Raw genomic sequence first — 23,895 nt, 5'->3', positions numbered from 1 at the left:
TCCCATCACTGGGGGCTGCGCCCCCAGACCCCCGCTGTGGGCGGGGCCCGGGGCGAGTGAGTTGGTGCGGGTGGGTGGGTGGTGTTCATCGGCCTTGACGGCCTCGTCCTCAAGCGCCGGACGGGCTGGCCGGCTACTCGTCCGACGAGAAGCGCACCGCCGCTGTCGGGATTCTCGCGTCGCACCACACGCGTACGCCGTCCCGGAGTTCGTTGTCCGCTCCGATGACCGCGCCGTCGCCGATGACCGCGCCGGTGAGGATCGAGCGCTCGCCGATGCGGGCCCTGACGCCGATCAGGGAGTCGGTGATGACGGCGCCGGGTTCCACGACGGCGCCCGCGAGGACCGTACTGCCCGAGACGCGCGCCCCCTCGCCGACGAAGGCGCCCTCGCCGACCACCGTGCCGCCGGTCAGCTTGGCGTCTCCGGCGACCCGGGCGGTGGGCAGGATCAGACGGTCGCCGCAGCGGCCGGGGATCGCGGGGGACGGGGCCCGGCCGAGGACCAGGTCGGCGGAGCCGCGGACGAAGGCCGCCGGGGTGCCGAGGTCCAGCCAGTAGGTCGAGTCGACCATGCCCTGGAGGTGGGCTCCCGCCGCCAGCAGGTTCGGGAACGTCTCGCGTTCTACCGAGACCGGGCGGCCCGTGGGGATCGTGTCGATGACCGAGCGGCGGAAGACGTACGCCCCCGCGTTGATCTGGTCCGTGACGATTTCCTCGGGGGTCTGCGGCTTCTCCAGGAAGGCTGTCACTCGGCCTGTCGCGTCCGTGGGGACCAGGCCGTAGGCGCGCGGGTCCGTGACCTGTGTCAGGTGCAGGGAGACGTCCGCGCCGGTCGACCGGTGGGTCGCCACCAGGGCCCTGATGTCGAGGCCCGTGAGGATGTCGCCGTTGAAGACCAGGACCGGGTCGTCGGGCCCCGAGTGCAGACGCGAGGCCACGTTGCGGATGGCGCCGCCGGTGCCGAGGGGTTCCTCCTCGGTGACGTACTCCAGGTGGAGGCCGAGCGCCGAACCGTCGCCGAAGTACGGCTCGAAGACCTCGGCCAGGTACGAGGTCGCCAGGACGATGTGGTCGACGCCCGCTGCCCTCGCCCGTGCCAACTGGTGCGCGAGGAAGGGGACGCCCGCCGCCGGAACCATCGGCTTCGGGGTGTGCACCGTGAGCGGACGCAGTCGGGTGCCTCTGCCACCGACCAGGAGAATCGCTTCTGTCACCTGTCGTCTCTGCTTCCTGCCGGGACCGGCCGAACTGAGTGTCGGCCGGCCAGTGTGTGCAGACCGTTCGATACGCCTGCGTTCGATACGCCTTCGATGGCGGTGCGGGGTCCGTCGACGGCTGTGTAGGGAGACGGCTCTGTGTGGAGTTGTAGTTGCAGGTGTAGTGCGGGGTTGGTCGTGTGCGATCTGGAGCGCCCAGCTACCGGCCCTGGTACCGCGCCGCCTGCGAGCGGACCGTGCCGAGCCTGCTGTAGAGGGCGCGGCCGGGGCACTCGGTGGCGAAGCCGTCCCGGTGACCGGAGATCACGTTCAGTCGTACCTTCTTACCTTTTGCGTAGAGATTGCCACCACCCGACGTCAGATATGTCTTGCCGTTCGCGACTGCCCCGTAGAGCCCGAGTTTCCAGGCGGTGAGCTTCGCGATGCCCGTGACCGCGGCGCCGGGCGGCTTCGTGGTGCCGAAGCTGCCGATGACGGCGACGCCCATGCTGTTCGCGTTGAACCCGCGGGTGTGGGCGCCCATGACGGCCTTGGCGACGCCGCCAGCGCGGCCTTCGTAGATGGTTCCGCACTTGTCGATGAGGAAGTTGTAGCCGATGTCGCGCCAGCCGGTGCTCAGCACGTGGTAGCGGTAGATACTGCGGATGACCGAAGCGGCCTGCGAGCAGCTGTAGTTGTTGCCCGACGCGGTGTGGTGCACGAAGGCCACCTTGACCCGTTTCGTGTAGAGGAACTGGCGCTCCCGCAGTTGCTCGTCGGCACCCCACCCGCGGCGTGTGACCATGGCCGGACGGGGGGCGACGCGCGCAGCCGCGCCGGGGTCCGCAGCGTTCTGCTGGTCGGCGTCCCGTGCGGACAGCGCGGGGATCTCCAGGGCGCCCAGCGGCGCGAGTTCCGCGTTCACGGCGGAGGCGGCGGCCGCCTCGGCGGTCAGCGGGCCGAGGCGCGAGGTGTCAGCGGAGCCACCGCCGACCGGTGGGGGCTCGGTGCCGAGGCCCGGGTCGACGAGTTCGAGGCGCAGCCCCGAAGGCAGCGTCTGGACTCCAGGGACTCCCGTCCGGTGCTCGATCTCCGCGCGGACCCGCAGTTCGACCCCGTCCGAGGCGCCGACCCAGAGCGGCGCCGTCGAACCGCGTACGCGTCCGGAGGCGCGCTCGGCGGATTCCGGGTCCGCCGCGTGCTCCTGGTTGTGCGTCTCGATGTCCTGCCAGCCCGACCAGCGGGCCGTGCCGGTCGCCCGGGTACGGACCTGGACGCGGCCGCGGAGCTCGGTTTCCGGGTCGTCCCAGACGACGCCGACCAGCGAGAACGAGCGCACGCCCCGGCGCGTGACGCCCTGTTCCGGCGCGTCCGGACCGCCCGCGCGGTCACCGCCGAAGGGGACGAGCGGGATCGACTGAGTGCTGCCGGACACGGGCTCGGCGGACAGAGGCTCACCGGACGGGGACTCGCCGGACCGTGGGGTGACCGACGCGGCCGAGGCCGGAGGCGCGGGCAGGACCAGGGGAAGGGACAGGGCCGCGGCGCATGTGACGCCGATCGAGGATGCCAGGAATCTACGCATACGCCTGATCTTGGGCACAGTCATACTTATATGCATATCCAGGACTTAACGGATCGTCGGCCGAGTTCCCCCGAACCGGTGGTCCGGCCGATCGACCGGGCGGCCGGACCCGACTCGCGCCCCGCGTACGCTTGCCGCGTGAACGCCACCGACCGCACCCCTGCCGACCTGCTGCGATCCGCGCTCGCCACGGATCCCGCGCGCCCTCTGGTGACTTTCTACGACGACGCCACGGGCGAACGTGTCGAACTGTCCGTGGCCACCTTCGCCAACTGGGTGGCCAAGACCGCGAACCTGCTCCAGGACGGGCTCTCCGCCGAGCCCGGCGACCGGGTCGCGCTCCTGCTGCCCGCGCACTGGCAGACCGCCGTGTGGCTGCTGGCGTGCTCGTCGGTGGGTGTGGTCGCGGACGTGGCCGGTACGCCGGCGGCGGCCGACATCGTGGTCAGCGGGCCCGACACGCTGGACGCGGCCCGCGCCTGCTCCGGTGAGCGCGTGGCGCTGGCGCTGCGGCCGCTCGGGGGGCGTTTCCCGCAGCCGCCGGAGGGGTTCAGCGACTACGCCGTCGAGGTCCCGGGCCAGGGTGACCGCTTCGCGCCGTACGTGCCCGTCGACCCCGAAGAGCCCGCACTCATCGTGGCCGGGCGGGAGTTCAGCGGTGCGGAGGTCGTCGAGCGGGCCCGGGCGGAGGCGCCCGCGCTGGGCCTGACCGGGCCCGGGTCGCGGTTGCTGTCGGGATTGCCGTACGACACCTGGGAGGGGCTGGACGCCGGGTTGTACGCGCCGCTCGCGACGGGCGGGTCCGTGGTGCTGTGCCGTCACCTCGATCGGCTCGGGGAGGACGCGCTGGCCAAGCGGGTCGAGAACGAGCGGGTGACGGCGACGGCGCGCTGACGGCTCACTGCCGGCTCGCTGCCGCTTGGCCTGAGCGGGACACGGGGGGCCGCGGGTGGTCTCGTCGCTGCGGGGACGAGGCGGCTTGCCACTCCCCCAAGTTCTCGGCTCCTCGCCCATTCGGCCCACTCCCGGCCGCCATCCCCGCCCTCCCTGGGGCATCGTCGTGAGAGCACGTCGCTCGTACGACACGAGGGGGTGACCCGGAGGTGAGAGGTACCGAGGGCGCCCCGAGCGGCATACGCCGGCCGCGGAAGTGGCTGAAGTGGAGTGCGGTCGGGCTGGCCGTGCTCGCGGCCGGGACCGCCGGGGTCGGGTGGGCGGCATACGAGAAGCTGGACGGGAACATCACGCCGGACACCAGGACGGCGGCCGAACTCTCCCGGTACGAGAAGGAGCGCCCCACCGCGCTGGTGCGTGACGCGCAGAACATCCTACTGATCGGTTCGGACACACGCTCGGGAGCGGGCAACCTCACATACGGGCGGAACTCCGGCAGCGAGCACTCCGACACCACGATCCTGCTGCACCTCGCGGCCGACCGGCGCAGCGCCACCGCGGTGTCCCTGCCCCGCGACCTGATGGTGAACGTGCCCAGTTGCCTGAGGCGGGACGGGACGCGCACGAAGCCCGTGTTCACGGTGTTCAACCACGCCTACCAGACGGGCGGACCGGCCTGCACGATCCGTACGGTCGAGAAGCTGACGGACATCCGTGTCGACCACCACATCGTGGTCGACTTCCGCGGTTTCAAAGAGATGGTCGACGCCCTCGACGGGGTCGAGGTCTGCATGAGGGAGCCCATCAACGACGAGGCGGCCAAACTACGGCTGCCCGCCGGCAAGGTGCGGCTCGGCGGCGAACAGGCGCTCGGTTACGTGCGCGCCCGCAAATCCCTGGGCGACGGCAGTGACACCGAGCGGATGGACCGCCAGCAGCAGTTCCTCGGCGCACTGGTGAGCAAGGTGAAGAGCAATGGCGTCCTGCTGAGCCCGGCGAGGCTCTACCCCGTACTGGACGCGGCCACTTCGGCACTCACCACGGACCCGGAGCTGGCCAGTTTGCGCGGTTTGTACGACCTCGTGCGGGGCATGCGCATGATCCCTACGGGAAACGTGCAATTCCTGACCGCACCCCGCCGGTCGTACCCCTTCGACACCAATCGCGACCAACTCGTGGAGCCCGCGGCGGAGAAACTCTTTGCGCAGTTGCGCGCGGACGCCCCAGTGACGGTGGTCACAGAGAATACGGAGTATTCCGGTCCAAAAAGCCGCAATGCGGCGCCGGAAGCCGGGGACCGGAGTGAACACATGGGCGGGGAGAATCCGTACAAGGAGCCGAACGCGCACCCGCATGACTACAGCGAGTCCCCTGGGGACACGCGCGAGGAGGGCTCCCGTGAGTCCGATCCAGCTCCTACTTTCCGCGGCAGCACGGCCGCCGAGGGCACCTGTAGGTAAAACGCGTGTCAACGCAGGGAACAAATGCACTAAGAAATGGGCGGATTGCCCAGTTGTATGGACGTTGAATTTGTCACCGCCGTCGCTTGACGCCTAATCGGGCGGATAGTGTGAGCGATCCGGTGTGCCGGGCCTTCTTCGGCCGCGCACCACTTGCACGAGACCCGAGCGCCTTTTGAGGGGGAAGGCGCCGCGTGGCCCCAACGGAGGAATCGGACAACCGTGGACGCGCAAGGCCGTGGGCGGGCGGATGGCATCGACCCCGCAGACCAGTGGGTGCTCAACCCGAACACCGGTGAATACGAATTGCGACTGACCCCTTCCGCACCGCAGTCAACGGTGCCGAGGCCCCGGAGAAACGGTGCGGGCGCCACGGGGAAGCGGTCCGACGGAACCCGTACGGGACCCGTGTCGGCGGGACCGGGCACCCGGGAAATGCCGGAGGTGGTGCCGGGACAGCGCCGTCGGCGTGGCGCGCCGCCCGAGCCGCCGCCGGGACGCCGCCGGACGAAGCCCAAGGGCAAGGGCAAGAAGGCCCTCGTCTGGACGGGTGGCGTGCTGGCCTTCCTCCTCGTCGGAGGGAGCGCGGCGGGCTATCTCTACTACCAGCACCTCAACGGCAACATCACGGCTCTCTCCGACGACGGCGCGAGCACCGGCGGCTTCAGCACGGACCGCGCGATCAACATCCTGATCATCGGCACCGACAAACGCAGCGGCAAGGGCAACGAGGGATACGGCGACACCGGCAGCGCCGGCCACGCGGACACCACGATCCTGCTGCACGTCTCCAAGGACCGTACGAACGCGACCGCGATGAGCATCCCGAGGGACATGGTCGTGGACATCCCGGACTGCCCGACCACGCAGGAGGACGGCAGCACCAAGGACATCGCGGGCACGCCCGGTACCCGCTTCAACGTGAGCCTCGGCCAGTCCGGGCGCACCCCGAGCTGCACGATGCGGACCGTCAAGGAACTCACCGGGATCACCCCCGACCACTTCATGGTGGCCGACTTCAACGCGGTGAAGACGCTGTCCACGGCGGTCGGCGGTGTCGAGGTCTGTCTGAAGAAGCCCATCGACGACCCGAAGTCCCACCTGAAGCTGCCCGAGGGCAACAGCGTCATCCAGGGCGAGCAGGCACTGGCGTTCGTGCGCACCCGGTACACCGTCGGCTTCGGCAGCGACCTCAGCCGGATCCAGCTCCAGCAGCAGTTCCTCAGCTCACTGATGCGCAAGCTGAAGTCCAACGACACGCTGACCGACCCGTCGAAGATGCTGAAGCTGGCCGAGGCGGGCACCGAGGCGCTCACTGTCGACTCGAAGATCGCGGACCTGCGCAAGCTCGCCGCGCTCGGCCAGGAGATCGGCAAGGTCAACACCAAGAACCTCACGTTCACGACCGTCCCCGTCATCGACAACACCGACGGTGCGACCGTGCTGCCCGCCCCGGACAAGGCCCAGGCGCTGTTCGACACGGTCAGGGACGATGTGTCGCTCACCGAGGTGAAGAAGCAGCAGAAGGCCAAGGAGGACGCGAAGCTCAAGGGTCCGCGGGCGGAGGCCTCCGAGGTCCGGGTGGACATCTACAACGGAGGCGCCGTCGCCGGCAGCGCACAGGAGACTCTCACCTACCTGCAGAACGACGAGGGCGTCACCAAGTCCAGTCAGCTCGGCAACGCCGACAAGAACCAGGCAAAGACGACCCTCGCGTACGATCCCGACCAGGCCGACCAGGCGCGCAAGCTGGCCGACATACTGGGCCTGTCCGCGTCCGCGCTGAAGCCCGGTGACGGCGCCAGCGAGAGCAACGCGCAGGGGCTGCCCGCGATGATCCTCACCCTCGGCAAGGACTTCAAGGGCGCCGGGAAGTCGGGGAGCGCGTCGGCGGCCGATCTGGACGTCGAGAAGAACACGGCGGACAAGGAAACGTGCGCCGAGTGATGACCTGACGGGGTCATTTCGCGTCTCACAACGTGTGAGGTGTGTCCGGGCCGGACACGAGAGCGCGTCCCGAGCGGGCGTGCGCGTGTCCGGCCCGGGCGTTCCTCGTGAGTGTCCGGGTCGGCGGCACGACGGGTGGCCGAGCCGGGCGCGTACTCCTGTCCGGGGCGGGCGCAACGGGGCGTCCAGGACCGGGCGTACGAACGTGTCATACGGATCGGACCTGTGACGCGTTCAAACCAGTCGTGAGTACATCCGAGTTGGGCTTTCGACAGTCCAACAGTGCGCGGGGACGGTCCCGTTCGGCAGGCAGGGTGGGGAGGGGCAGGGAGTTGGTGCGCGGTGGTGTGCGAGAGGATCGTTGCCGGCCAGGGGTGCGGGAGGCCGGTGACGGCGGTGGCGACGGACAGCACGACGCCGGGAGCGGCCCGAAGGAGAACGGTGCCCCGGCGTCCGAGCCGCAGGGCGGCGGACAGCACGGCGGGGGTGGCCGCGAGCGAGGGAGCGCTCCCGGAGGCCCACGCCGCAGACGCCGCGTCCTGCGCTGGTCGGCGACCGTCCTGGCGGTGCTGATACTCGGCACCGCGGGAGCGGGTTACCTCTACTACGAGCACCTCAACGGCAACATCAAGAAGGACGACCTGAACCTCGGTGACAAGGAGATCGCCGGGCCGACGCCGAACGCGGCCGGTCAGACCCCGCTGAACATCCTGCTCATCGGCTCGGACGCGCGGGACACCAAGGAGAACCAGAAGCTCGGTGGCGCCAAGGAGACCTTCGGCGGCACCCCGCTCGCGGACGTCCAGATGCTGCTGCACCTGTCCGCCGACCGCACCAACATGTCGGTCATCAGCATGCCCCGCGACACGCTGCTGCAGATCCCCAAGTGCACGGACCCCGACGACGGCGAGGTGTACCCGGCGTCCGCCGGCCCGGTGATGACCAACCAGTCGCTGGGCCGCGGCGGCCCCGGCTGTACGGTCGCGGCCTGGCAGGAGCTGACCGGAATCCGCATCGACCACTTCATGATGGTGGACTTCGCGGGCGTGGTGTCGATGGCCGACGCGATCGGCGGCGTGCCCGTGTGCGTCGACGCCAACATCTACTCCAAGGACAGCCAGGGGCACGGCTCCGGTCTGAAGCTGAAGGAGGGCACGACCTACGTCAAGGGCGAGCAGGCACTGCAGTGGCTGCGCACCCGGTACGGCTTCGAGGACGGCAGCGACATCGCACGCGCCAAGGCGCAGCACCAGTACATGAACTCGATGGTCCGCGAGCTGCGCGAGAACGCCACGATCACCAACCCGAACAAGCTGCGCAACCTGGCCGAGGAGGCCACGGACGCCCTGACCGTCGACGACGGCCTGGGCACCGTGAAGAAGCTGTACGACCTCAGCACCCAGCTGCGCGGGGTCGAGCCCGAGCGGATCACGATGACGACGATGCCGTACACGTACGTCGGCGCCCGTGTGATCCCGAAGGAGGGCGACGCCGAGCAGTTGTTCCGGCTGGTGCGTGACGACATCGCGCTGGACGGCAAGGACGAGAAGAAGCCGGCCACGGAGGAGACCTCGTCCGACCCGGCCGCGCCGGAGGACGAGATCGGTGTGCTCGTGCAGAACGGCACGAGGACGTCGACACTGGGTCCGGTCGGCGGGCGCGCGAGCACGGTGCGCGGGCTGCTCGTGGAGAAGGGCTTCACCAGGACCACGGCCGACCAGACCACGGCGGCAGCCGAGGACGAGACCGTCGTGCGCTATCCGAGCGCGGAACTGGAGGGCGACGCCCAGGCGGTCGCCAGGGCCCTGGGCATCCCACTGGGCCAGGTGGAGAAGTCGACCGACGTCAGCGGGGTCACGCTCGTCGTGGGCGCGGACTGGCGCGAGGGGACGGCGTACCAGGCGAAGAAGGAGGACGACACGACGCCCGAGTCCGCCGACGCCCTGAACGGCGCCGACAAGAAGGCGTGCATGAAGGTGGACCCGAACTTCACCTGGTAGCTCCGCATGGCGGATTGTCTCCGGCCGCCCGATGGCGAGGGGTGGCCCGGTGGCGTACCACGGAAGGGTGAGGGCCCCGCACGGGGTCCCCGTCCCCCGAGGAGGAGCCATGCAGCAGACCGGATCCGTGACCCCCATGAGCAAGGAGATGCAGGACTGCGTCCAGGCGTGCCTGTCCTGCCACGCCACGTGCGAGGAGACCATGAGCTCCTGCATGCAGATGGGCGGTCAGGCCCAGATGCAGATCATGCGCACGCTCATGGACTGCTCCGAGATGACCCGCATGTGTGCGGACATGATGATGCGCCGGTCGCCGATGTCGGCCGAGATGTGCGCCCTGTGCGCTCGCGCGTGTGACATGTGCGCGGAGGCGTGTATGTCCATGCCGGACGACCCGCACATGATGCGCTGTGCCGAGGCCTGTCGCCGCTGCGCGGACATGTGCCGCTCGATGGCGGCCGCCATGGCGTGACCCGACCGGCCCAAGCCGAGGACGGCGAGAGGCCGCGCATCAGCGCGGCCTCTCGCTACTTCTCTGTGACGTCTTTGCGTGATGTTTCTACGTGACGCGGTCAGTTCCCCGAGACCGTCACCTTCTCGTCGTTCTTGAGTTCGTTGACCAGCTGCTTGACCTTCGCGCTGTCCCACTGGAGGTTGCCGTTCGGCAAGTTGGCCGAGATCGGCATGTTCATGGACTTGCCGTCGCCGCCCGTGACGCCCTTCATGGCCCAGAACATCTGGCCCAGGCTCCACAGGCTCATGTCCTTGTCGACGATGAGGGTGTCGAGACCCGCGCTCATCGTCGGGTACAGCTTGAACGGGTTGAGGATCGTGCTCGGCGTCGCCGTCTGGCCGGCCAGGGCCGAGAGGAACTTCTGCTGGTTCTTCGTGCGGTCCAGGTCACTGCCGGCGAGGGCGTACCGGGTGCGGACGAAGGCGAGGGACTGCTCACCGTTCAGGGTCTGCTTGCCCGCCTCGAAGTTGGCACCGGACTTGGTGTCCTTCATGCCGCCCTTGGGGATGTCGATCTCCACGCCGCCGACCGCGTCGACGATGTTCGCGAAGCCCGCGAAGCCGATCTCCACGTAGTGGTCGATGTGCAGGCCCGTGTTGGCCTCGACGGTACGGACCAGCAACTCGGGCCCGTCCTCCGCGTACGCCGCGTTCAGCTTCACCTGGCGGCCGGTGCCCTCGTAGGTCTTGCCGGACTCGGAGCCCTTGTAGCTGGGGATCGTGACGTTCGAGTCGCGGGGCAGCGATATGAGCGTGGGCCCGTTGCTCCCGGTGTGCAGGATCAGCATCGAGTCGGTGCGCTTGCCCTCGGCGGACCCGGTGCGGAGCTGCTTCTTCTGCTCGTCGGACAGGCCGGCGCGGCTGTCGGAGCCGACGATCAGGTAGTTCGTGCCGTCGCCCGCCTCCGGCCGCTCGATCACCTTGGAGAGGTCGACCGCGCGGTTCAGCTTGGAGTCCGCCCAGAAGTACGTGCCGACGGACCACGCGACCAGCACGGTCACCAGCGTGATCGCCGTCCACTTGATACGGCGGCGCCAGTTCGGGGCGGGCCGGTCGCCGTGTCCCCCGTAACCGCCGGGGCCCCCGGACCCGCCGTCCCGCTGCCCGTAGACCTGGCCGGTGTTGTATCCGTTGTCGTACGGATCGGGCGTGCCGTAACCATCGCCGTACCCGTCGTTGTACGACTGCTGCGGCGGCACCCCGCCTTGCGGGGGCGCCCCTGCGGGGCCCCGCCTCACCTGTCGCATGACGCGCGCGCCCTCGGGCTGTGCGCTCGCACCACCGCGGCCGTAACCACCGCCACGGTTGTTGTCGGACCATCCCTCGGGCCAGTTATTCATGCGCCCCAGTGTGCAGTGCCCAGCCATGCCCTTTACAAGGGTCGTCGGAAAACAGAGGCGGGGCTGTTGCGAAGCTAACACAAATCGCACAAATGTCAGTGCGGGCAATTGGTGGGGGCCATGACAGACCAGGCCACCACCTCGGAACCCAATATTCCGGGCAACCCGGCCGCAATGTGCCGTTGGACACGTCACACGAGTCAACGCCCGGGAAACCTGTCGGTACTGGCCGGTTGGGACATCTGCCTCTGGTTGCCTCTGAGGGACCTGAACAGACTCGCGCACCCCTGGAGATCCGGGACAATCCCGTCCCGCCGCGGCGCGAGAAGGAGTCCTCGGCATGCACCTGCACGTGGCGACGCCCGAACCTCCGGTCCACGGCCCCGGTCACCACCACCACGCCCGTCGGATCTCGGGGAAGTTCCTGGCGCTCTACCTCCTCATCTCCGGCGTGCTCGCCGGCACCGTCCTGGTGGCCCCCCAGTTCGACGAGAAGGCGGGCGCCATCGACGGCAGCGGGGACATCACCTGGGACGTCAACGGCGGTCTGCCGGCGTACCAGGCGATGATCAAGGCGGTCCGTGAGCGAGCGGCCGGTGGAGGGATGCCGGAGGAAGTGGTGCCGGAGGAAGACGTGCCGTGGGCCGCCCACGTCTTCGCGGTCGGCCTGCGGGCCGGCGAAGCCCCCGAAAACCCGGACGCGCCGCGCGTCAGCCTGCTCGTACAGGCGCGGGCCCTGGTCGTCATCGGCTACCGGCTCAGGACACCGCGTGGCCACGACCGCTTCTTCTGCTTCCGGGGCACGGAGTGCGGCGGCACCCCCGACGAGTTGCGCTTCGGGGGCGATCACCGCGACATGGAACGGGTGGGCGGCAGAAGCGTCTCTGATTGGCTTAGTGACCCTCAGTGTTGCTCAAGGTGTGAGCCAATCGTCTTCGTGCCCTGGTGCTGAGTGGCAGGTGCCGTCAGCCCTCGTGGCACGTCCCTCCGGACGCTGGTCGGCCAGCCTGCACAGCTATCGGCCGAGGAGGGTGCCCGACGTCGCCTGGGCGCCGGGCGTGCATGTGACACACTGCCACGGGATCACTACGTTTCGCTAATCCAGGGGCGCGGCACCACCGCCCCGGTCCTCTTCCTCTACCCGCACGAGACCTCGTCCCCGGTCACCACCCCGGACTCCCCCTGATCCGCGTCGGCGGCCCGGACCTTCCGCACCTTCTTGAAGTCGGTCCCGGCGATCACCTTCAGGGTCGCCCCTTGTCCCGGCATCTCCCGCATCTCGGCCCCCGGCAGGGCGGCCGCGAGGGACCGGGCGGAGCGGTCCCAGCGCGGGTCGTACTCGACGATCGTGCGCTCCACGTTCCTGACCTGCGCGTTCACGGGCACCCCGGTCGTACGGAACCCGACGGCCGCCAGCCGGCGGTCCACCCGCTTGGCGAGCCCGTCCACGATCGTGCCGTTCTCCACCTGGACGTGGATCTGCTCCGGGGCCACCTCGACACGGACGGCGCGGCTCCGTCGCACCTTGTGCGGGGCCAGGGGCCTGTCGTCGCGCAGGGCCCCGAAGAGACGGTCCGACCTGGCCTCGTCCCACTTCAGCGTCGAGCCGACCCCCTTCACGGCGTACCCCATCTGTCCGATGGGGACCGTGGTGAACTCGGACGAAGCGGGCGAGAAGTTGCGCATCGCCCGCCCCAGAGTGAGCAGTTCCCGCGTGCCGAACCCCTCGTCCGCGCGCACCGATCCGAGGACGGCCCCCGTGACGTCACGGAACTTCATCGGGTTCAGCAGCACCCCGGAGGACGTGGACTGCTCGATGAGTGAGGCCAGGAAGCGCTGCTGGCGCTGCATCCGGCCCAGGTCGGAGGACCCGTCGGTGTGGCGGGAGCGCACGTACTGCAGGGCCTGGCCGCCGTTCAGCCGGTGCGAGCCGGCGGGAAGGTCGAGGCCGGTGTACCGGTCTCTCAGCGGGTAGCGGGTGCAGATCTCGACCCCGCCGAGCACGTCCACGGTCTTCATGAAGCTGATGAAGTCGACCTCCAGATAGTGGTCGATCTTGACCTTCGTCATGTGCTCGACCGTGCGCACGGTCAGCTGCGGGCCGCCCTCCGCGTACGCCGCGTTCAGCTTGACCGGGTGCGAGGCGTGCAACGCGCCGGTGTTGCGGTCGGTGTGCTCGGGGGTCTCGGCGTACGAGTCGCGCGGCAGGCTCACCACGCTGGCGCGCTCCCGGTCCTCCGAGATGTGCACGATCATCATCGTGTCCGTGCAGTGACAGGGTGCGCCGCCGAGCCGGTACCTGCGCCGCTCCTCCTCCGTGACCTGGTCACGCCCGTCCGTGCCGACGAGCAGGATGTTCGTGCCGTGGCCCGCCTCCGGGCGGTTCTTCATGTCCTTGAAGGGGTCGACGCGGGCGATGTCGTTGTCGAGGCCGGTGAGCATCGCGTGTCCGATGCCCGCGGAGGCGAGCACCATCACGGAGAGCGTGGTCACCGCCCGCGCGGCCCAGCCCGACCGGGTGCGCCGTACGCGCGGCCGTCGCGGGCGGGACGGCCTCGGCCGGGCAGGGCGGCGGAGCGGTCGGGGCACGGGGGACACCTCCGCGAGGGCTGGGGCGTGGGATCCGTGAGCACCGTAGGCCGATACGATCTGCTGCCCGGCCCAGCGGCCGGGCGGCGCGCGTCGGTGTCCCCCGTTCGCGGTAACGTGAGCCCCCTATGAACGCCAAGCCCGACGTGCAGCTCCCCGCCGTGTCCGTCATCATGCCCGTCCTCAACGAGGAGCGGCATCTGCGCGGCGCCGTCCACGCGATCCTCGCCCAGGAGTACGCCGGCGAGATGGAGGTGGTGATCGCCCTCGGTCCCTCCGCGGACCGCACGGACGAGATCGCCGCCGAGCTCGTACGCGAGACCGCGTCCCACACGAACAAGCGCGTGCACACGGTCCCGAACCCGACGGGCCGCACCCCCGCCGCGCTGAACGCCGCGATCAAGGCCTCACGCCACCCGATCGTGGTACGCGTCGACGGGCACGGCATGTTGTCGCCGAACTACATAGCGACGGCCGTACGGCTCCTGGAGGAGACCGGCGCGCAGAACGTCGGCGGCATCATGCACGCCGAGGGGGAGAACGACTGGGAGCACGCGGTCGCCGCCGCGATGACCTCGAAGATAGGGGTGGGCAACGCGGCCTTCCACACGGGCGGCGAGGCCGGCCCGGCGGAGACGGTCTACCTGGGCGTCTTCCGGCGCGCGGCCCTCGAACAACAGGACGGCTACAACGTGGAGTTCATCCGCGCCCAGGACTGGGAGCTGAACTTCCGTATCCGTGAGGCGGGCGGGCTGATCTGGTTCTCGCCCGAGCTGAAGGTGTCGTACCGTCCGCGTCCGTCGGTCAAAGCCCTGGCCAAGCAGTACAAGGACTACGGCCGTTGGCGCCATGTCGTGGCCCGCTTCCACCAGGGTTCCATCAACCTGCGCTACCTCGCCCCGCCGGCCGCGGTGTGCGCGATCGCGGCGGGGATCGTCGTGGGGGCCGCGCTGACTCCCTGGGGGTTCGTCGTCCCCGGCGGTTATCTCGCGGCGATCGTGGCCGGGTCACTGCCGGCGGGCAAGGGGCTGCCGCTGAAGGCACGGCTCCAGATCCCCGTCGCCCTCGCCACCATGCACATGTCCTGGGGCTTCGGCTTCCTGACCAGCCCGCGCTCCCTGGCGAAGCGGGTCATCGCGTCCCGGCGGCCGGCGGTACTGGCCGAGAGCTGAGCGGTCGTGGGACTGCTCGGCGGTCGTCTGACTGCTCAGCGGTCGTCTGACTGCTCAGCGGTGGTCGGACTGCTGACCGGGCCGCCCGGCCCGCCCGGCCCGCGCGTCGTCATACGGTCATGGCGCGGGCGGCGCGGACGAGTGCGGTGTTGTCCGGGGCCGGAGTGCCGTCGGGGAGGTGGATTCCGTCCTCGAATCCGATGCGCGTCTGGTGGCCGTCCTCCAGGGCGGCGCGCAGCACCGGCCATGTCGTGGCGTCCTCGCCGTGGTAGAGGAGGGGACAGGCCACCCCGGCCGCACGGATGCGGGCGGCCATCTCCCGGGCATGGGCCACGGCGGTCTCCGGATCGGTGTCCATGGGCTCGATGAGGACACGCACGTTCGCGTGAAGTGTCGGAGACGCGAGCAGGGCCGGGACGTCGTCCGTGCTCCACACCGCGCTCTCCAGGTCCATGCCGCGGGCGACCACCAGGGACGCCGTCTCGGCGGCGCCCTCCTCGCTGAAGGCGACCGAGGCGAAGTCCGGCAGTACCTCCCACGCCTTGACCAGCGCGTATCGCTCCTCGGGGCCCGAGCAGGTCCACAGACCGGTGGTGGTGCCGAGGATCGCGCCGGGTGCCGTGGAGCGGACCTCGCGCAGCACTTCGGCGAGGGCGTCCGGGCGGATGGTCTGGCCTCCGTCCTCGTCCCGGACGTGGAGGTGGACGACGTCCGCGCCGGCGGCGATCACGGCGGCGGTGTCCACGGCGAGTTCCCGCGCGGTGACCGGGACCGCGGGATGCTCGGCCTTGCTGCGTCCGCCGTTGACGGCTGCCTTGAGGAACACGGGATCTTCCTTACTGGTTGGGGGGTTGGTGGTTGGAGGGGTTGGTTGGGGGGTGGTGGTCGGTGGGTGCGGGCTAGGGGTTCTCGGTGGGTGCGGCTGCGGACAGCAGTTTCTGCACCGTCGCCGTGGCTCCGGTGAGCGTGCCCAGCGGGCTGCCGGCATACAGTTCGGCGACGATCGAGGGCTCCTCGGCGTCGTCGGCGAGCGCCTCGTCGAGTACCGCGGCAAGGCGTGCGGCGGGCGCGATGAGCAGGCCGTTGGCGTCGCCCAGGACGAGGTCTCCCGCCCGGACGGGCACGCCGCCGCAGGAGACGGGGACGTTCAGGCCGCCGTCGGGAATCCCGTGCAGCTTGGTCGTCAGCAGGGAGGTGCCGTACGCGTAGACGGGCAGGCCGAGTGCACGCAGCGCGTCGACGTCCGTGCAGACACCGTCCACAACCGCGCCGGCTGCCCCGCGTGCGACTAGGGCGTTGACGACGACCTCGCCGAGGGGGGCGTGCCGGCGGTCCCCGCCGCAGTCGACGACCACGACGTCACCGGGGCCGACGAGGCCGGCGGCGTGGTGCAGCAGGGTGGAGTCGGTGGGGGTGATGCGTACGGTCACCGCACGGCCGACGAGTCGGGCCGAACCGGCGACGCGCTGGAGCCGCGGGTCGCAGAAACCGTCCTCCAGATAGTGGCCGAGGGTGGCGAAGTCGACCTCGGTGAGGCGCCGCGCCAACTGACTTTCGATGGGCGGGAGTTCGGACATGTTCCGGATGTCGAGCGGCATGGTGGCGGTCACCTCGGTCCGATGATGATGCGGCGGTTGCGGAGCACCGGAAGGATGGTGCGGGCGCGGTCGATGCGGTGCTTGTCGGCGTCGACCACGAACAGGGCTCGTTCCTCCTCGCCGAGCGCGCCGCGGACGATGCCCAGCGGGTCGACGGCCATGCTCATACCGATGCAGTCGGGTGTGGTGAGCGAGGCGGCCACCACCCAGCAGGTGTTCTCGATCGCCCTGGTGCGCAGCAGCGTCGTCCAGTGGTCCTCCTTCAGCGGGCCGCGCACCCATGCCGCGGACACCGACAGCAGGTCGGCGCCCATCTCCACCAGGGAGCGGGTGAACTCGGGGAACCTGACGTCGTAGCAGTTGACCAGCCCGACGTTGAACTCGCCTATGCGGACGACGCAGGGCCCTTCGTCGCCGCGCTGGACCTCGCGGGACTCCCGGTAGTTGAAGGCGTCGTACAGGTGCATCTTCCGGTAGCGGCCGAGGAGTTCGCCGTCGGCGGCGACGGCCGCGATGGTGTTGTACGGGAGGGCGGCGCCGCTGCCCTCGTAGCCGCCGGCGATCACCGCGGTGCCGTGGGTGGTCGCGATGCGGGACAGCCCGTCGAGGAAGGCGGGCCAGTGTGCCTCGGCGATGTCCCGCAGGGGCTCTGCGGCGGCCTCGGCGGGAATCATCGACTCCTCGGGAAAGATGACGAGTTCGGCGCCCGCCGCCGTGGCCTCGCCGACCATGTCCTCGATGGCGGCCAGGTTGTCCCCGACATCGGCGGTGGGGGCGAACTGGGCTGCGGCGACCTTCAAGGCCGTGTCTCCTTGCTGTGGCGGTGTGTCACGGGGTGCGGGTGCGGCACGGGGGTGCGGGTGCGGCACGGTGCGGGTGCGGTACGGGCTACGGGTGCGGCACAGACGCACGCGTGTGTCACGGGAGTGCGGGTGTGTCACAGGGGTGCGGCTCGGTCGTCACTCGGCCAGGAACCGGGAGGCCCGCGGGTCCCAGTGGGCCCACACCTGCCCGCCGGCCAAGAGTCCGGCGGGTTCCGCGCCGTGCGTCTCGGCGACGAACGCGCCGCCGTCGACGAGAGCGAGGTGGTAGCGGGTGGCGCTGCCGAGGTAGACGACCTGTTGGAGGGTGGCGGGCAGGGCCGCCCACCCGGGCGGCAGTGCGGACTCCCCCGAGCAGATGCGGACGTTCTCGGGCCGGACGGCGAGATGCCCCGCGCCGGTGAAGCCGCCCTCCGGGAGCGGCACGGTTCCCAGGCCCTCCACTCTCAGGCCGGCACCATCCGCCTTTCCTGTCAGGAAGTTGGAGGTGCCGATGAACTCGGCGACGAAACGCGTGGCCGGACGCTCGTAGATCTGCTCGGGGGTGCCGACCTGGATGACCCGGCCGCCGTGCATGACCGCGATGCGGTCGGACATGGTCAGGGCCTCCTCCTGGTCGTGAGTGACCATCACGAACGTGACCCCGACCTCGCGCTGGATCTTCTTCAGCTCCAGTTGCATCTCGGCCCGCAGTTTTTTGTCGAGCGCGCCGAGCGGTTCGTCGAGCAGGAGCAGGGAGGGCCGGCCGATCAGGGCGCGGGCGATGGCGACACGCTGGCGCTGGCCGCCGGAGAGCTGGGAGACGGCACGGTCGCCGAAACCCTCGAGGCGGACCAGTGCGAGTGCCTCGCGGACCGCCTCCGAGATCGCCTCCTTGGGACGGGACCTGCGGACCTTCAGCTCGAAGGCGATGTTGTCGTGGACGCTCAAGTGCGGGAAGAGGGCATAGCTCTGGAAGAGCATGTTCAGGTCCCGCTTGTGCGGCGGGACACCGACCGCCGGGACGCCGCCGAGGGCGATCTCACCCTCGGTGGGCTCCTCGAAGCCGGTGATCATGCGCATCAGCGTGGTCTTGCCGCAACCGGAAGGGCCGAGGATGGAGAAGAACTCGTTCTGCCGGATGTCGAGGGTCACGCCCCGTACGGCGTGCGTACGGCCGAAGGCCTTGCCGACGCCGGTCAGCTTCACGGCCGGCGCGGCGGCAGCGGGAGCGGCGGGTGACTTGTGGACGATCATGTCAGGACGCCTTCACCTTGGTCCAGCCCTGCTGGAAGTACTGCATGGCGGTGCCCGGGTCGAGCAGGAAGTCGGCCTTGACGATGGTGGCGTTGGGCGCGTAGATCGCGGTGTTGGCCAGGGCCTCCTTGTTCTTGACGTAGGAGCGGGCCGCCTGGTTGGCGCTGGCCGAGGAGCCGTCGTCGGTCACCTTGGCGGCGACCTCGGGGCGCAGCGTGTAGTTGATGAACTCGTAGGCCGAGGTGGTGTTCTTGGCGCCCTTGGGGATGGCGAACCCGTCGGTCCACACCGAGCCGCCCTCCTCGGGGATCACGTAGTGGACGTGGGGGTCGGACTGCACGACCTTGGCCATCGCGGTGCCGCTCCACGCCTGGGCCGCGCACGCCTGGCCGCCGGCGAGCAGTTGCGGGTAGTTGGTCGAGTTGTAGCCCGCCAGGATCTTCTTCTGCTTCTGGAGGGCCGCCGTGGCGTCGGCGATCTGGTCCTTGTCGGTGCTGGTGGCGCGGTGGCCGGTGACCTGGAGCCCGGCGATGTAGGACGCCAGCATGTTGTCGAGCATGTACAGCTTGCCCTTGTACTTGGGGTCGAAGAGCGTCTTCCAGCTGGTCGCCGACTTGATGCACTTGTCGTTGTAGGCGAAGCCGGTCGTGCCCCAGATCCACGGGACGCTGTACTTGTTGTCCTTGTCGTACGAGGGGCTGCGGAACTTGAGGGCGAGATTGCCCAGGCCCTTGATCTTCGCGTGGTCCAGGGGCTGGATGAGCTGCTGCCCGATGAGCTGCTGCACCGTGTACTGGCTGGGCTCGACCAGGTCGTAGCCGGAGGAGCCGGAGCTGAGCTTGGCGGTCATCGTCTCGTTGCTGTCGAAGGTGTCGACGGTGACCTTGATGCCGGTCTCCTTCTCGAAGCCCTTCACCACGCTGTCGGGGATCTCCCCGGCCCAGGCGTAGACGTGCAGGTTCTTGCCGCCGCCGGAGGAGGAGGCGGCGTCGGAGCCGGAGCCTCCGCAGGCGGTGGCGAACAGGGTGGTGCTGACGGCGACGGAGGTGGCCAGGAGGGTTCTGGAGGCGGCGCGACGGGACATGACGGGGCCTTTCGAGAACGTACGGAGCAGAAGGGGACGTACGTACGGCGGGTGCGGGTGCCGAGGAGGGGAGGAGTGCAGGGGAGAGGAGTGCGGGGTTCAGCCGGGCGTGCGGTCGCCGCCGACGAGGATGCGGCGCATCTGACGCAGGCCCGCGCCGAGCACGATCAGGAAGGTGAACAGGACGAGGAGCGTGCCGAGCGCGTTGATCTCGGGGGTGAGCCCGCCCTTGAGCAGGGAGTAGACCCGCAACGGGAGCGTGGTGGTGCCGACGCCGCTGGTGAAGGTCGACATCACGATGTTGCCGAAGGAGATGGTGAAGCAGAGCAGCCAGGCCGCCACCAGCGCCTGCCGTAGCAGCGGCAGGGTCACGCGGCGGAAGCCCTGCCAGGCGTTGCATCCGAGGTCGGCGGCGGCCTCGTCGAGCGCGGGGTCGAGGGCGCCGTGGGCCCCCAGGACGATGAGGGCCGCGTACGGCAGGGTCACCACGAGGTGGCCGAGGACGAGAGTGGTCAGGCCCAGGTCGGCGCGGAGGGTGCCGAACACCGCCAGGAGGGCCACACCGAGGACGATCTCGGGGATGACCAGCGGCAGGAACAGCCCGCCCGAGAAGGCCACCCGGAAGCGGCGGCCGAGCCGGGCCATGCCCATCGCGGCCAGCAGTCCGCCGGCGGTGGCCAGGGTCGCGGACGCCACGCCGACCTCGGCGCTGATCCGCAACGCGGACAACAGGTCGGTGTCGTCGGCGAGTACGCCGTACCAGCGGGTGCTGAACCCGGCCCACTTGTAGGTGACGTCGGAGCCGTTGAAGGAGAGGACGACGACGACCACGATCGGCACGTAGAGGAAGACGATGACGGCGCGGGCCAGCCAGCCGGTGGCGCGGTCGGGCAGGGACTTCACGGCGGACTTCACGACGCCTTCCTCCTCAGCCGCCCGGCCGCGGTGCCGAACACCGCCAGCGAGACGATCATCAGCGTCAGCAGCACAACGGAGGCCGCCGCGCCCATGGGCTGGTTCCGGAACTCGGTGTAGAGGGTGACGATGAGGTTGCCGACGAGTTCGTGCTTGCCCCCGCCGAGCAGAACCGGAATCACGAAGACACCGAGTGTGGGGACGAAGGTGAGCAGTGCCGCCGCCAGCAGTCCAGGGCGGGCCAGCGGCAGCAGGACCTTGGTGTGCACCCGCCACCAGCCGCAGCCCAGGTCCCGCGCGGCCTCACCGAGTGCCGGATCGACACCGCGCAGGGAGGCGTACACCGGGAAGATCGCCGTCGGCAGGAAGGCGTAGACCAGGCCGACGAAGGAGGCGCCCTGGCTGGGGATCCAACGGGTCGGTCCGTCGGTCAGACCGAGGGCGTCGGTGAGGGTGTTCACCGGGCCGCCCGGGCTGAGCAGATTGATCCAGGCGAAGGTCCGCACCAGGAAGTCGGTCCAGAACGGCACGATGATCAGCAGGAGCAGCAGCCCCTGGCGCTGCGGCGGACGCCCGGCGAGGTAGTACGAGACCACGTAGCCGAGGAACAGACACACGACGGTGTTCAGTGCCGCCATGCCGAGGCTGTAGCCGAACACCTTCAAGTAGACCGGGTCCAGCAGCTGCTGGTAGTTCGCCAGCGTGAAGCCCCCTTGGATGCCGCCGTACGGATCGGCGGTCGCGAAGCTGTCGCGCACGACCAGCGCCAGCGGTACCAGCACCAGCGCGACGATCGTGACTCCGGCGGGCGCGAGGAGGGCCGCGGTGACGGCTGCGCTCCGAAAGCCGGACCGCCGTGCGGGGGCGGTCGGCGGAGCCGGGGCGTGCGCCGGCGCGGTGACAGTCACCAGGGCCTCAGTGGCGGCGGGGGAGGGGGTGCGTGCATGTGCTGTACCTCCTTGGATTCCGGGGATTCCGGCCGGGCGGCCACCACGGTCCGCGCGGTCGCCGCGGTCGTCCCGGGTTGCGCAACAGCTTCAGGCAGAGATACAGGCGGTGAACAGGCGCCACAGCATCGAATCGAGTGGAAATGCGCACCCTGTTCCACGGATCTCGCAGTACGGCCCGATCCGGCCATCCGGCCGATCCGGCTTGGACGCCCGCCACCGTTCCGGCCGGGTGATGGCCGGGTGATGATGGAGTGGAGGCACACAGGAGGTAGTGACGTGATCGACGACCTGGACCGGCAGATCATCGACCAGCTGCGGGTCGACGGCCGTCGCTCCTTCGGCGAGATCGGTCGCTCCATCGGCCTGTCCGAGGCATCCGTACGGGCCCGCTTCCAGCGTCTGCAGCGCCAGGGAGTGATTCAGGTCGTGGGCATGACGGACGCGGTGCGGCTGGGCGAGGTGGAGGTGCACCTGGCCGTGCGCGTCCACCACATCCCGGTGTCGCTGGTCGCGCGCGAGCTGTCCCGGATGCCGGAGGTGCGGTACGTCGCTTCCTGCGTCGGGCCCTACGACCTGATCGTGGACGTCCGCTGCCGTGACCTCGCGCACCTGTCCGAGCTGCTCACCGAACGGGTCCGCCGGGTGAACGGGGTGGCCCACGCGGAGGCGCTGACCGTCCTCGAAGTACTCAAGGACACGTATCTGTGGGCGGGTTTCCGGGAGCTGTCGGCGGCGCCGGGCGAGCGGATCCTCCCGCCGTGATCATTCCCCGGCCTCGCTCTGGCCCACCGCGCTGTCGAGACCGTTCCACGAATAGTCCTTGAACAGTTCGAGAAGCAGCAGGACCTGCACCCTGGAGACACCGGGCAGCATCCGGATGTCGTCGAGGAGCTGCACCAGCTGCGCCTGATCCCGGCAGGTGCCCTCCAGGAAGATGTCCTGGCTTCCGGCGCACAACGCCACATGGTTGATCATCGGCATGTCCGCGAGGCTCTTGGCGACCGCGCGGGGCGTCAGGTCGCGCACCCGGATCATCAGCCGGACGGACTGGTGCCCCAGTGTGAGCGGGTTGCACAGCGCCACGATGCGCAGGGCCCCGCTCTCCTGGAGCCGCGACACCCGCTGGCGCACGGTGGCCTCGGACACACCGAGATCCCGGGCGAGTGCCGTGTACGGCGTCCGCCCGTCACGCGTGAGCGTCTGCATGATCTTGCGATCCAGGTCGTCGATCACAGGAGGCCTCCTCTCAGATCGTACGCGCGCAGAGGGAACGGGCAGGGAACAGGCAAGAGCGACCTGACGCCCCAGGCGAACAGCCCTCGGCGTTCTACCGAGGGCTGTGGTGTTTCTATGTTCGGCAGGTTCCTGGCCATCACGATCCGCTGCACTTGGTTCGTGCCCTCGCAGCTCCGCGTGCTCACAGGACACACGACTCCGATGCACCTCTGGTGGCCGTCCTTCAGGGCGGCGCGTAGCACCGGCCAGTCGTGGCTGCCTCCCCGGGGTAGAAGAGGGTCAGGCCATCCCATGAGGCGGGCCGGGGTTCCGTAGCCTCAGTGAGCGTGTCCTACCGGTTCGCCAAGAACTCGTCGAACGTACGCGGTGCACGCCCGGTCAGGTCCCGCACCGCCGTTGTCACCTCGGACATCGAGCCGGCGGCCATCTCTGCGTAGAGCTGCAGAAGTCCATCCACGAACCAGCCCGGCAGCCCTTGCGCCCGTAGACCCTCAGCCGCTACCTGGCGCGTCAGATCGCGGAAGGGAATGTTGAGCTTCGCCGCGATCTCCTCATGCGTCAGCGCCTCCGGACCGGTGAGGGCATAGGTTTCGCCGACTCCGAGCGGGCCTGTCAGCAGCACGGCAGCACAGGTGGCGACGTCGTAGGCGTCGATGTACGCCACACGTCCCGCGCCGTACGGACCTGACAGGGCGCCGCTGTGGGTGTAGCCGCCCTCGCCGGTGAAGAAATTCTGCATGTAGCCGGTGGGCTGCAGCGACGCCCACCGCAGCCCGGACGCCTTGAGGTATCGCTCGATCTCCCAGTGCGCGCGTACGGACAGCTTCGAATCGGAACCGGGCTGCCACGCCGATACCTTCACCACCCACGAGACCCCGGCAGCCCGCGCCGCGTCGATGACACCAGCCTGCTGCCGGACCATCGGCTGCTGCCCGGCCACAGGGAGCGCGCCGCCGCTGTTGAGCAGAAGACGATCGACACCCCTCAGCGCGGACACCATCGACGCCGGCTCGTCGAAGTCCCCGACGACGAACTCGCAGCCCAACTCCTTGCCCTTGCGTGCGTCACGCACCAGCGCGCGAAAGGGCGCCTCCGTTTCCGCAAGCGCCCGTACCAGGTACCGCCCAATGGTGCCGGTCGCACCGGTCACGAGAATCATCCTGTCCCCCACCGTCCCAGTAGGCGTCAAGAGTCCTCGCCCCACGTTACCGGAGGGTCCATCCGGTTGTCGGGAGCGTGGATGCAGAGGGCGGGCGACGCCACCCACCACTAGGCAGGCCATGCCCGGCCAAGCCCCTGCTGGCCTGCATGCAGGCCAGGCAGCATTGTCAGTGCTGGCGCTGCACTGAGCGGGGTA

At 69.6% G+C, this 23,895-nt stretch carries 21 protein-coding genes; 8 read left to right on the top strand and 13 right to left on the bottom strand.

Going from position 1 to position 23,895, the window contains the following annotated elements; genetic code table 11:
• Positions 1–133: 133 nt before the first annotated feature.
• Together manB and FPZ41_RS15720 are read right to left on the bottom strand one after the other, a co-directional pair.
• Positions 134–1,216, bottom strand: a complete 1,083-nt coding sequence (gene manB, locus FPZ41_RS15725) for a mannose-1-phosphate guanylyltransferase (protein WP_322620283.1) — start codon at positions 1,214–1,216, stop codon at positions 134–136.
• Positions 1,217–1,418: 202 nt separating this feature from the next.
• Complete coding sequence (locus FPZ41_RS15720; protein ID WP_152863070.1) at positions 1,419–2,783, bottom strand: peptidoglycan recognition protein family protein; 1,365 nt, start codon at positions 2,781–2,783, stop codon at positions 1,419–1,421.
• 138 nt (positions 2,784–2,921) lie between these two features.
• On the opposite strand from FPZ41_RS15720, the gene FPZ41_RS15715 reads away from it, so the two are divergent.
• The 5 genes from FPZ41_RS15715 to FPZ41_RS15695 all read left to right on the top strand — a co-directional run bounded on the left by FPZ41_RS15715 (position 2,922) and on the right by FPZ41_RS15695 (position 9,556).
• Positions 2,922–3,677 carry a TIGR03089 family protein gene (locus FPZ41_RS15715; RefSeq protein ID WP_322620282.1) on the top strand — a complete coding sequence of 252 codons (756 nt, stop codon included), beginning with the start codon at positions 2,922–2,924 and terminating at the stop codon, positions 3,675–3,677.
• 209 nt (positions 3,678–3,886) lie between these two features.
• Positions 3,887–5,137 (top strand): LCP family protein, encoded by a 1,251-nt coding sequence (locus FPZ41_RS15710; protein WP_322620281.1) that lies wholly within the window; start codon positions 3,887–3,889, stop codon positions 5,135–5,137.
• Between the two features lie 222 nt (positions 5,138–5,359).
• Positions 5,360–7,084: an LCP family protein gene (locus FPZ41_RS15705; protein WP_322620280.1), complete on the top strand. Its 1,725-nt coding sequence runs from the start codon at positions 5,360–5,362 to the stop codon at positions 7,082–7,084.
• A 332-nt stretch (positions 7,085–7,416) separates the two neighbouring features.
• A complete protein-coding gene (locus FPZ41_RS15700) occupies positions 7,417–9,084 on the top strand; it encodes an LCP family protein (protein WP_152863092.1) in 1,668 nt (555 codons plus the stop codon).
• Between the two features lie 109 nt (positions 9,085–9,193).
• Positions 9,194–9,556, top strand: a complete 363-nt coding sequence (locus FPZ41_RS15695; protein WP_152863064.1) for a four-helix bundle copper-binding protein — start codon at positions 9,194–9,196, stop codon at positions 9,554–9,556.
• Positions 9,557–9,656: 100 nt separating this feature from the next.
• On the opposite strand, the gene FPZ41_RS15690 is transcribed toward FPZ41_RS15695, so the two are convergent.
• Complete coding sequence (locus FPZ41_RS15690) at positions 9,657–10,937, bottom strand: LCP family protein (RefSeq protein ID WP_194236103.1); 1,281 nt, start codon at positions 10,935–10,937, stop codon at positions 9,657–9,659.
• Between the two features lie 340 nt (positions 10,938–11,277).
• Here FPZ41_RS15690 and FPZ41_RS15685 point away from each other — a divergent pair, with 340 nt between their 5' ends.
• The gene (locus tag FPZ41_RS15685) at positions 11,278–11,889 is read left to right on the top strand and encodes a hypothetical protein (protein WP_152863061.1); all 612 of its coding nucleotides are present in this window, start codon (positions 11,278–11,280) and stop codon (positions 11,887–11,889) included.
• A 185-nt stretch (positions 11,890–12,074) separates the two neighbouring features.
• Here the strand turns inward: FPZ41_RS15685 and FPZ41_RS15680 are convergent, their stop codons facing one another.
• A complete protein-coding gene (locus FPZ41_RS15680) occupies positions 12,075–13,535 on the bottom strand; it encodes an LCP family protein (protein ID WP_456154442.1) in 1,461 nt (486 codons plus the stop codon).
• A 119-nt stretch (positions 13,536–13,654) separates the two neighbouring features.
• Here FPZ41_RS15680 and FPZ41_RS15675 point away from each other — a divergent pair, with 119 nt between their 5' ends.
• Positions 13,655–14,698, top strand: a complete 1,044-nt coding sequence (locus FPZ41_RS15675; RefSeq protein WP_152863059.1) for a glycosyltransferase family 2 protein — start codon at positions 13,655–13,657, stop codon at positions 14,696–14,698.
• A 109-nt stretch (positions 14,699–14,807) separates the two neighbouring features.
• On the opposite strand, the gene FPZ41_RS15670 is transcribed toward FPZ41_RS15675, so the two are convergent.
• From FPZ41_RS15670 to FPZ41_RS15640, 7 genes are all read right to left on the bottom strand, one after another.
• Positions 14,808–15,524, bottom strand: coding sequence for a 3-keto-5-aminohexanoate cleavage protein (locus FPZ41_RS15670; protein WP_322620279.1), 717 nt, complete (start codon positions 15,522–15,524; stop codon positions 14,808–14,810).
• 73 nt (positions 15,525–15,597) lie between these two features.
• Positions 15,598–16,296, bottom strand: a complete 699-nt coding sequence (locus tag FPZ41_RS15665; RefSeq protein WP_152863055.1) for an RraA family protein — start codon at positions 16,294–16,296, stop codon at positions 15,598–15,600.
• An 8-nt stretch (positions 16,297–16,304) separates the two neighbouring features.
• Positions 16,305–17,096 carry a carbon-nitrogen hydrolase family protein gene (locus tag FPZ41_RS15660; RefSeq protein WP_152863053.1) on the bottom strand — a complete coding sequence of 264 codons (792 nt, stop codon included), beginning with the start codon at positions 17,094–17,096 and terminating at the stop codon, positions 16,305–16,307.
• Between the two features lie 159 nt (positions 17,097–17,255).
• Complete coding sequence (locus tag FPZ41_RS15655; RefSeq protein ID WP_152863051.1) at positions 17,256–18,353, bottom strand: ABC transporter ATP-binding protein; 1,098 nt, start codon at positions 18,351–18,353, stop codon at positions 17,256–17,258.
• Position 18,354: 1 nt separating this feature from the next.
• Positions 18,355–19,437 carry an ABC transporter substrate-binding protein gene (locus FPZ41_RS15650; protein WP_152863049.1) on the bottom strand — a complete coding sequence of 361 codons (1,083 nt, stop codon included), beginning with the start codon at positions 19,435–19,437 and terminating at the stop codon, positions 18,355–18,357.
• Between the two features lie 99 nt (positions 19,438–19,536).
• Positions 19,537–20,352: an ABC transporter permease gene (locus FPZ41_RS15645; protein ID WP_322620278.1), complete on the bottom strand. Its 816-nt coding sequence runs from the start codon at positions 20,350–20,352 to the stop codon at positions 19,537–19,539.
• Positions 20,349–21,260, bottom strand: coding sequence for an ABC transporter permease (locus tag FPZ41_RS15640; protein ID WP_322620277.1), 912 nt, complete (start codon positions 21,258–21,260; stop codon positions 20,349–20,351). The genes FPZ41_RS15645 and FPZ41_RS15640 overlap by 4 nt, the downstream gene beginning before the upstream one ends.
• 318 nt (positions 21,261–21,578) lie before the next feature.
• Here FPZ41_RS15640 and FPZ41_RS15635 point away from each other — a divergent pair, with 318 nt between their 5' ends.
• The gene (locus FPZ41_RS15635) at positions 21,579–22,064 is read left to right on the top strand and encodes an Lrp/AsnC family transcriptional regulator (protein WP_181586860.1); all 486 of its coding nucleotides are present in this window, start codon (positions 21,579–21,581) and stop codon (positions 22,062–22,064) included.
• Here FPZ41_RS15635 and FPZ41_RS15630 read toward each other — a convergent pair whose 3' ends face one another.
• On the bottom strand, positions 22,065–22,535 hold the full coding sequence (locus tag FPZ41_RS15630; protein WP_322620276.1) for an Lrp/AsnC family transcriptional regulator: 471 nt from the start codon (positions 22,533–22,535) through the stop codon (positions 22,065–22,067).
• Positions 22,536–22,869: 334 nt separating this feature from the next.
• Positions 22,870–23,697: an SDR family oxidoreductase gene (locus FPZ41_RS15625; RefSeq protein ID WP_152863045.1), complete on the bottom strand. Its 828-nt coding sequence runs from the start codon at positions 23,695–23,697 to the stop codon at positions 22,870–22,872.
• Positions 23,698–23,895 lie beyond the last annotated feature (198 nt).

This window comes from Streptomyces acidicola, assembly GCF_009377235.1.
Taxonomy (GTDB): Bacteria; Actinomycetota; Actinomycetes; order Streptomycetales; family Streptomycetaceae; genus Streptomyces; species Streptomyces acidicola.
The sequence above is the reverse complement of the archived record's forward strand: the minus strand, read 5'-3'. Positions and strand labels throughout refer to the sequence as shown.

Coding starts and splice junctions, on each gene's coding strand:
- FPZ41_RS15665 (WP_152863055.1), bottom strand. CDS start 16,296: ATGCCGCTCGACATCCGGAACATGTCCGAACTCCCGCCCATCGAAAGT.
- FPZ41_RS15655 (WP_152863051.1), bottom strand. CDS start 18,353: ATGATCGTCCACAAGTCACCCGCCGCTCCCGCTGCCGCCGCGCCGGCC.
- FPZ41_RS15720 (WP_152863070.1), bottom strand. CDS start 2,783: ATGCGTAGATTCCTGGCATCCTCGATCGGCGTCACATGCGCCGCGGCC.
- FPZ41_RS15685 (WP_152863061.1), top strand. CDS start 11,278: ATGCACCTGCACGTGGCGACGCCCGAACCTCCGGTCCACGGCCCCGGT.
- FPZ41_RS15690 (WP_194236103.1), bottom strand. CDS start 10,937: ATGAATAACTGGCCCGAGGGATGGTCCGACAACAACCGTGGCGGTGGT.
- FPZ41_RS15695 (WP_152863064.1), top strand. CDS start 9,194: ATGCAGCAGACCGGATCCGTGACCCCCATGAGCAAGGAGATGCAGGAC.
- FPZ41_RS15650 (WP_152863049.1), bottom strand. CDS start 19,437: ATGTCCCGTCGCGCCGCCTCCAGAACCCTCCTGGCCACCTCCGTCGCC.
- FPZ41_RS15625 (WP_152863045.1), bottom strand. CDS start 23,697: ATGATTCTCGTGACCGGTGCGACCGGCACCATTGGGCGGTACCTGGTA.
- FPZ41_RS15675 (WP_152863059.1), top strand. CDS start 13,655: ATGAACGCCAAGCCCGACGTGCAGCTCCCCGCCGTGTCCGTCATCATG.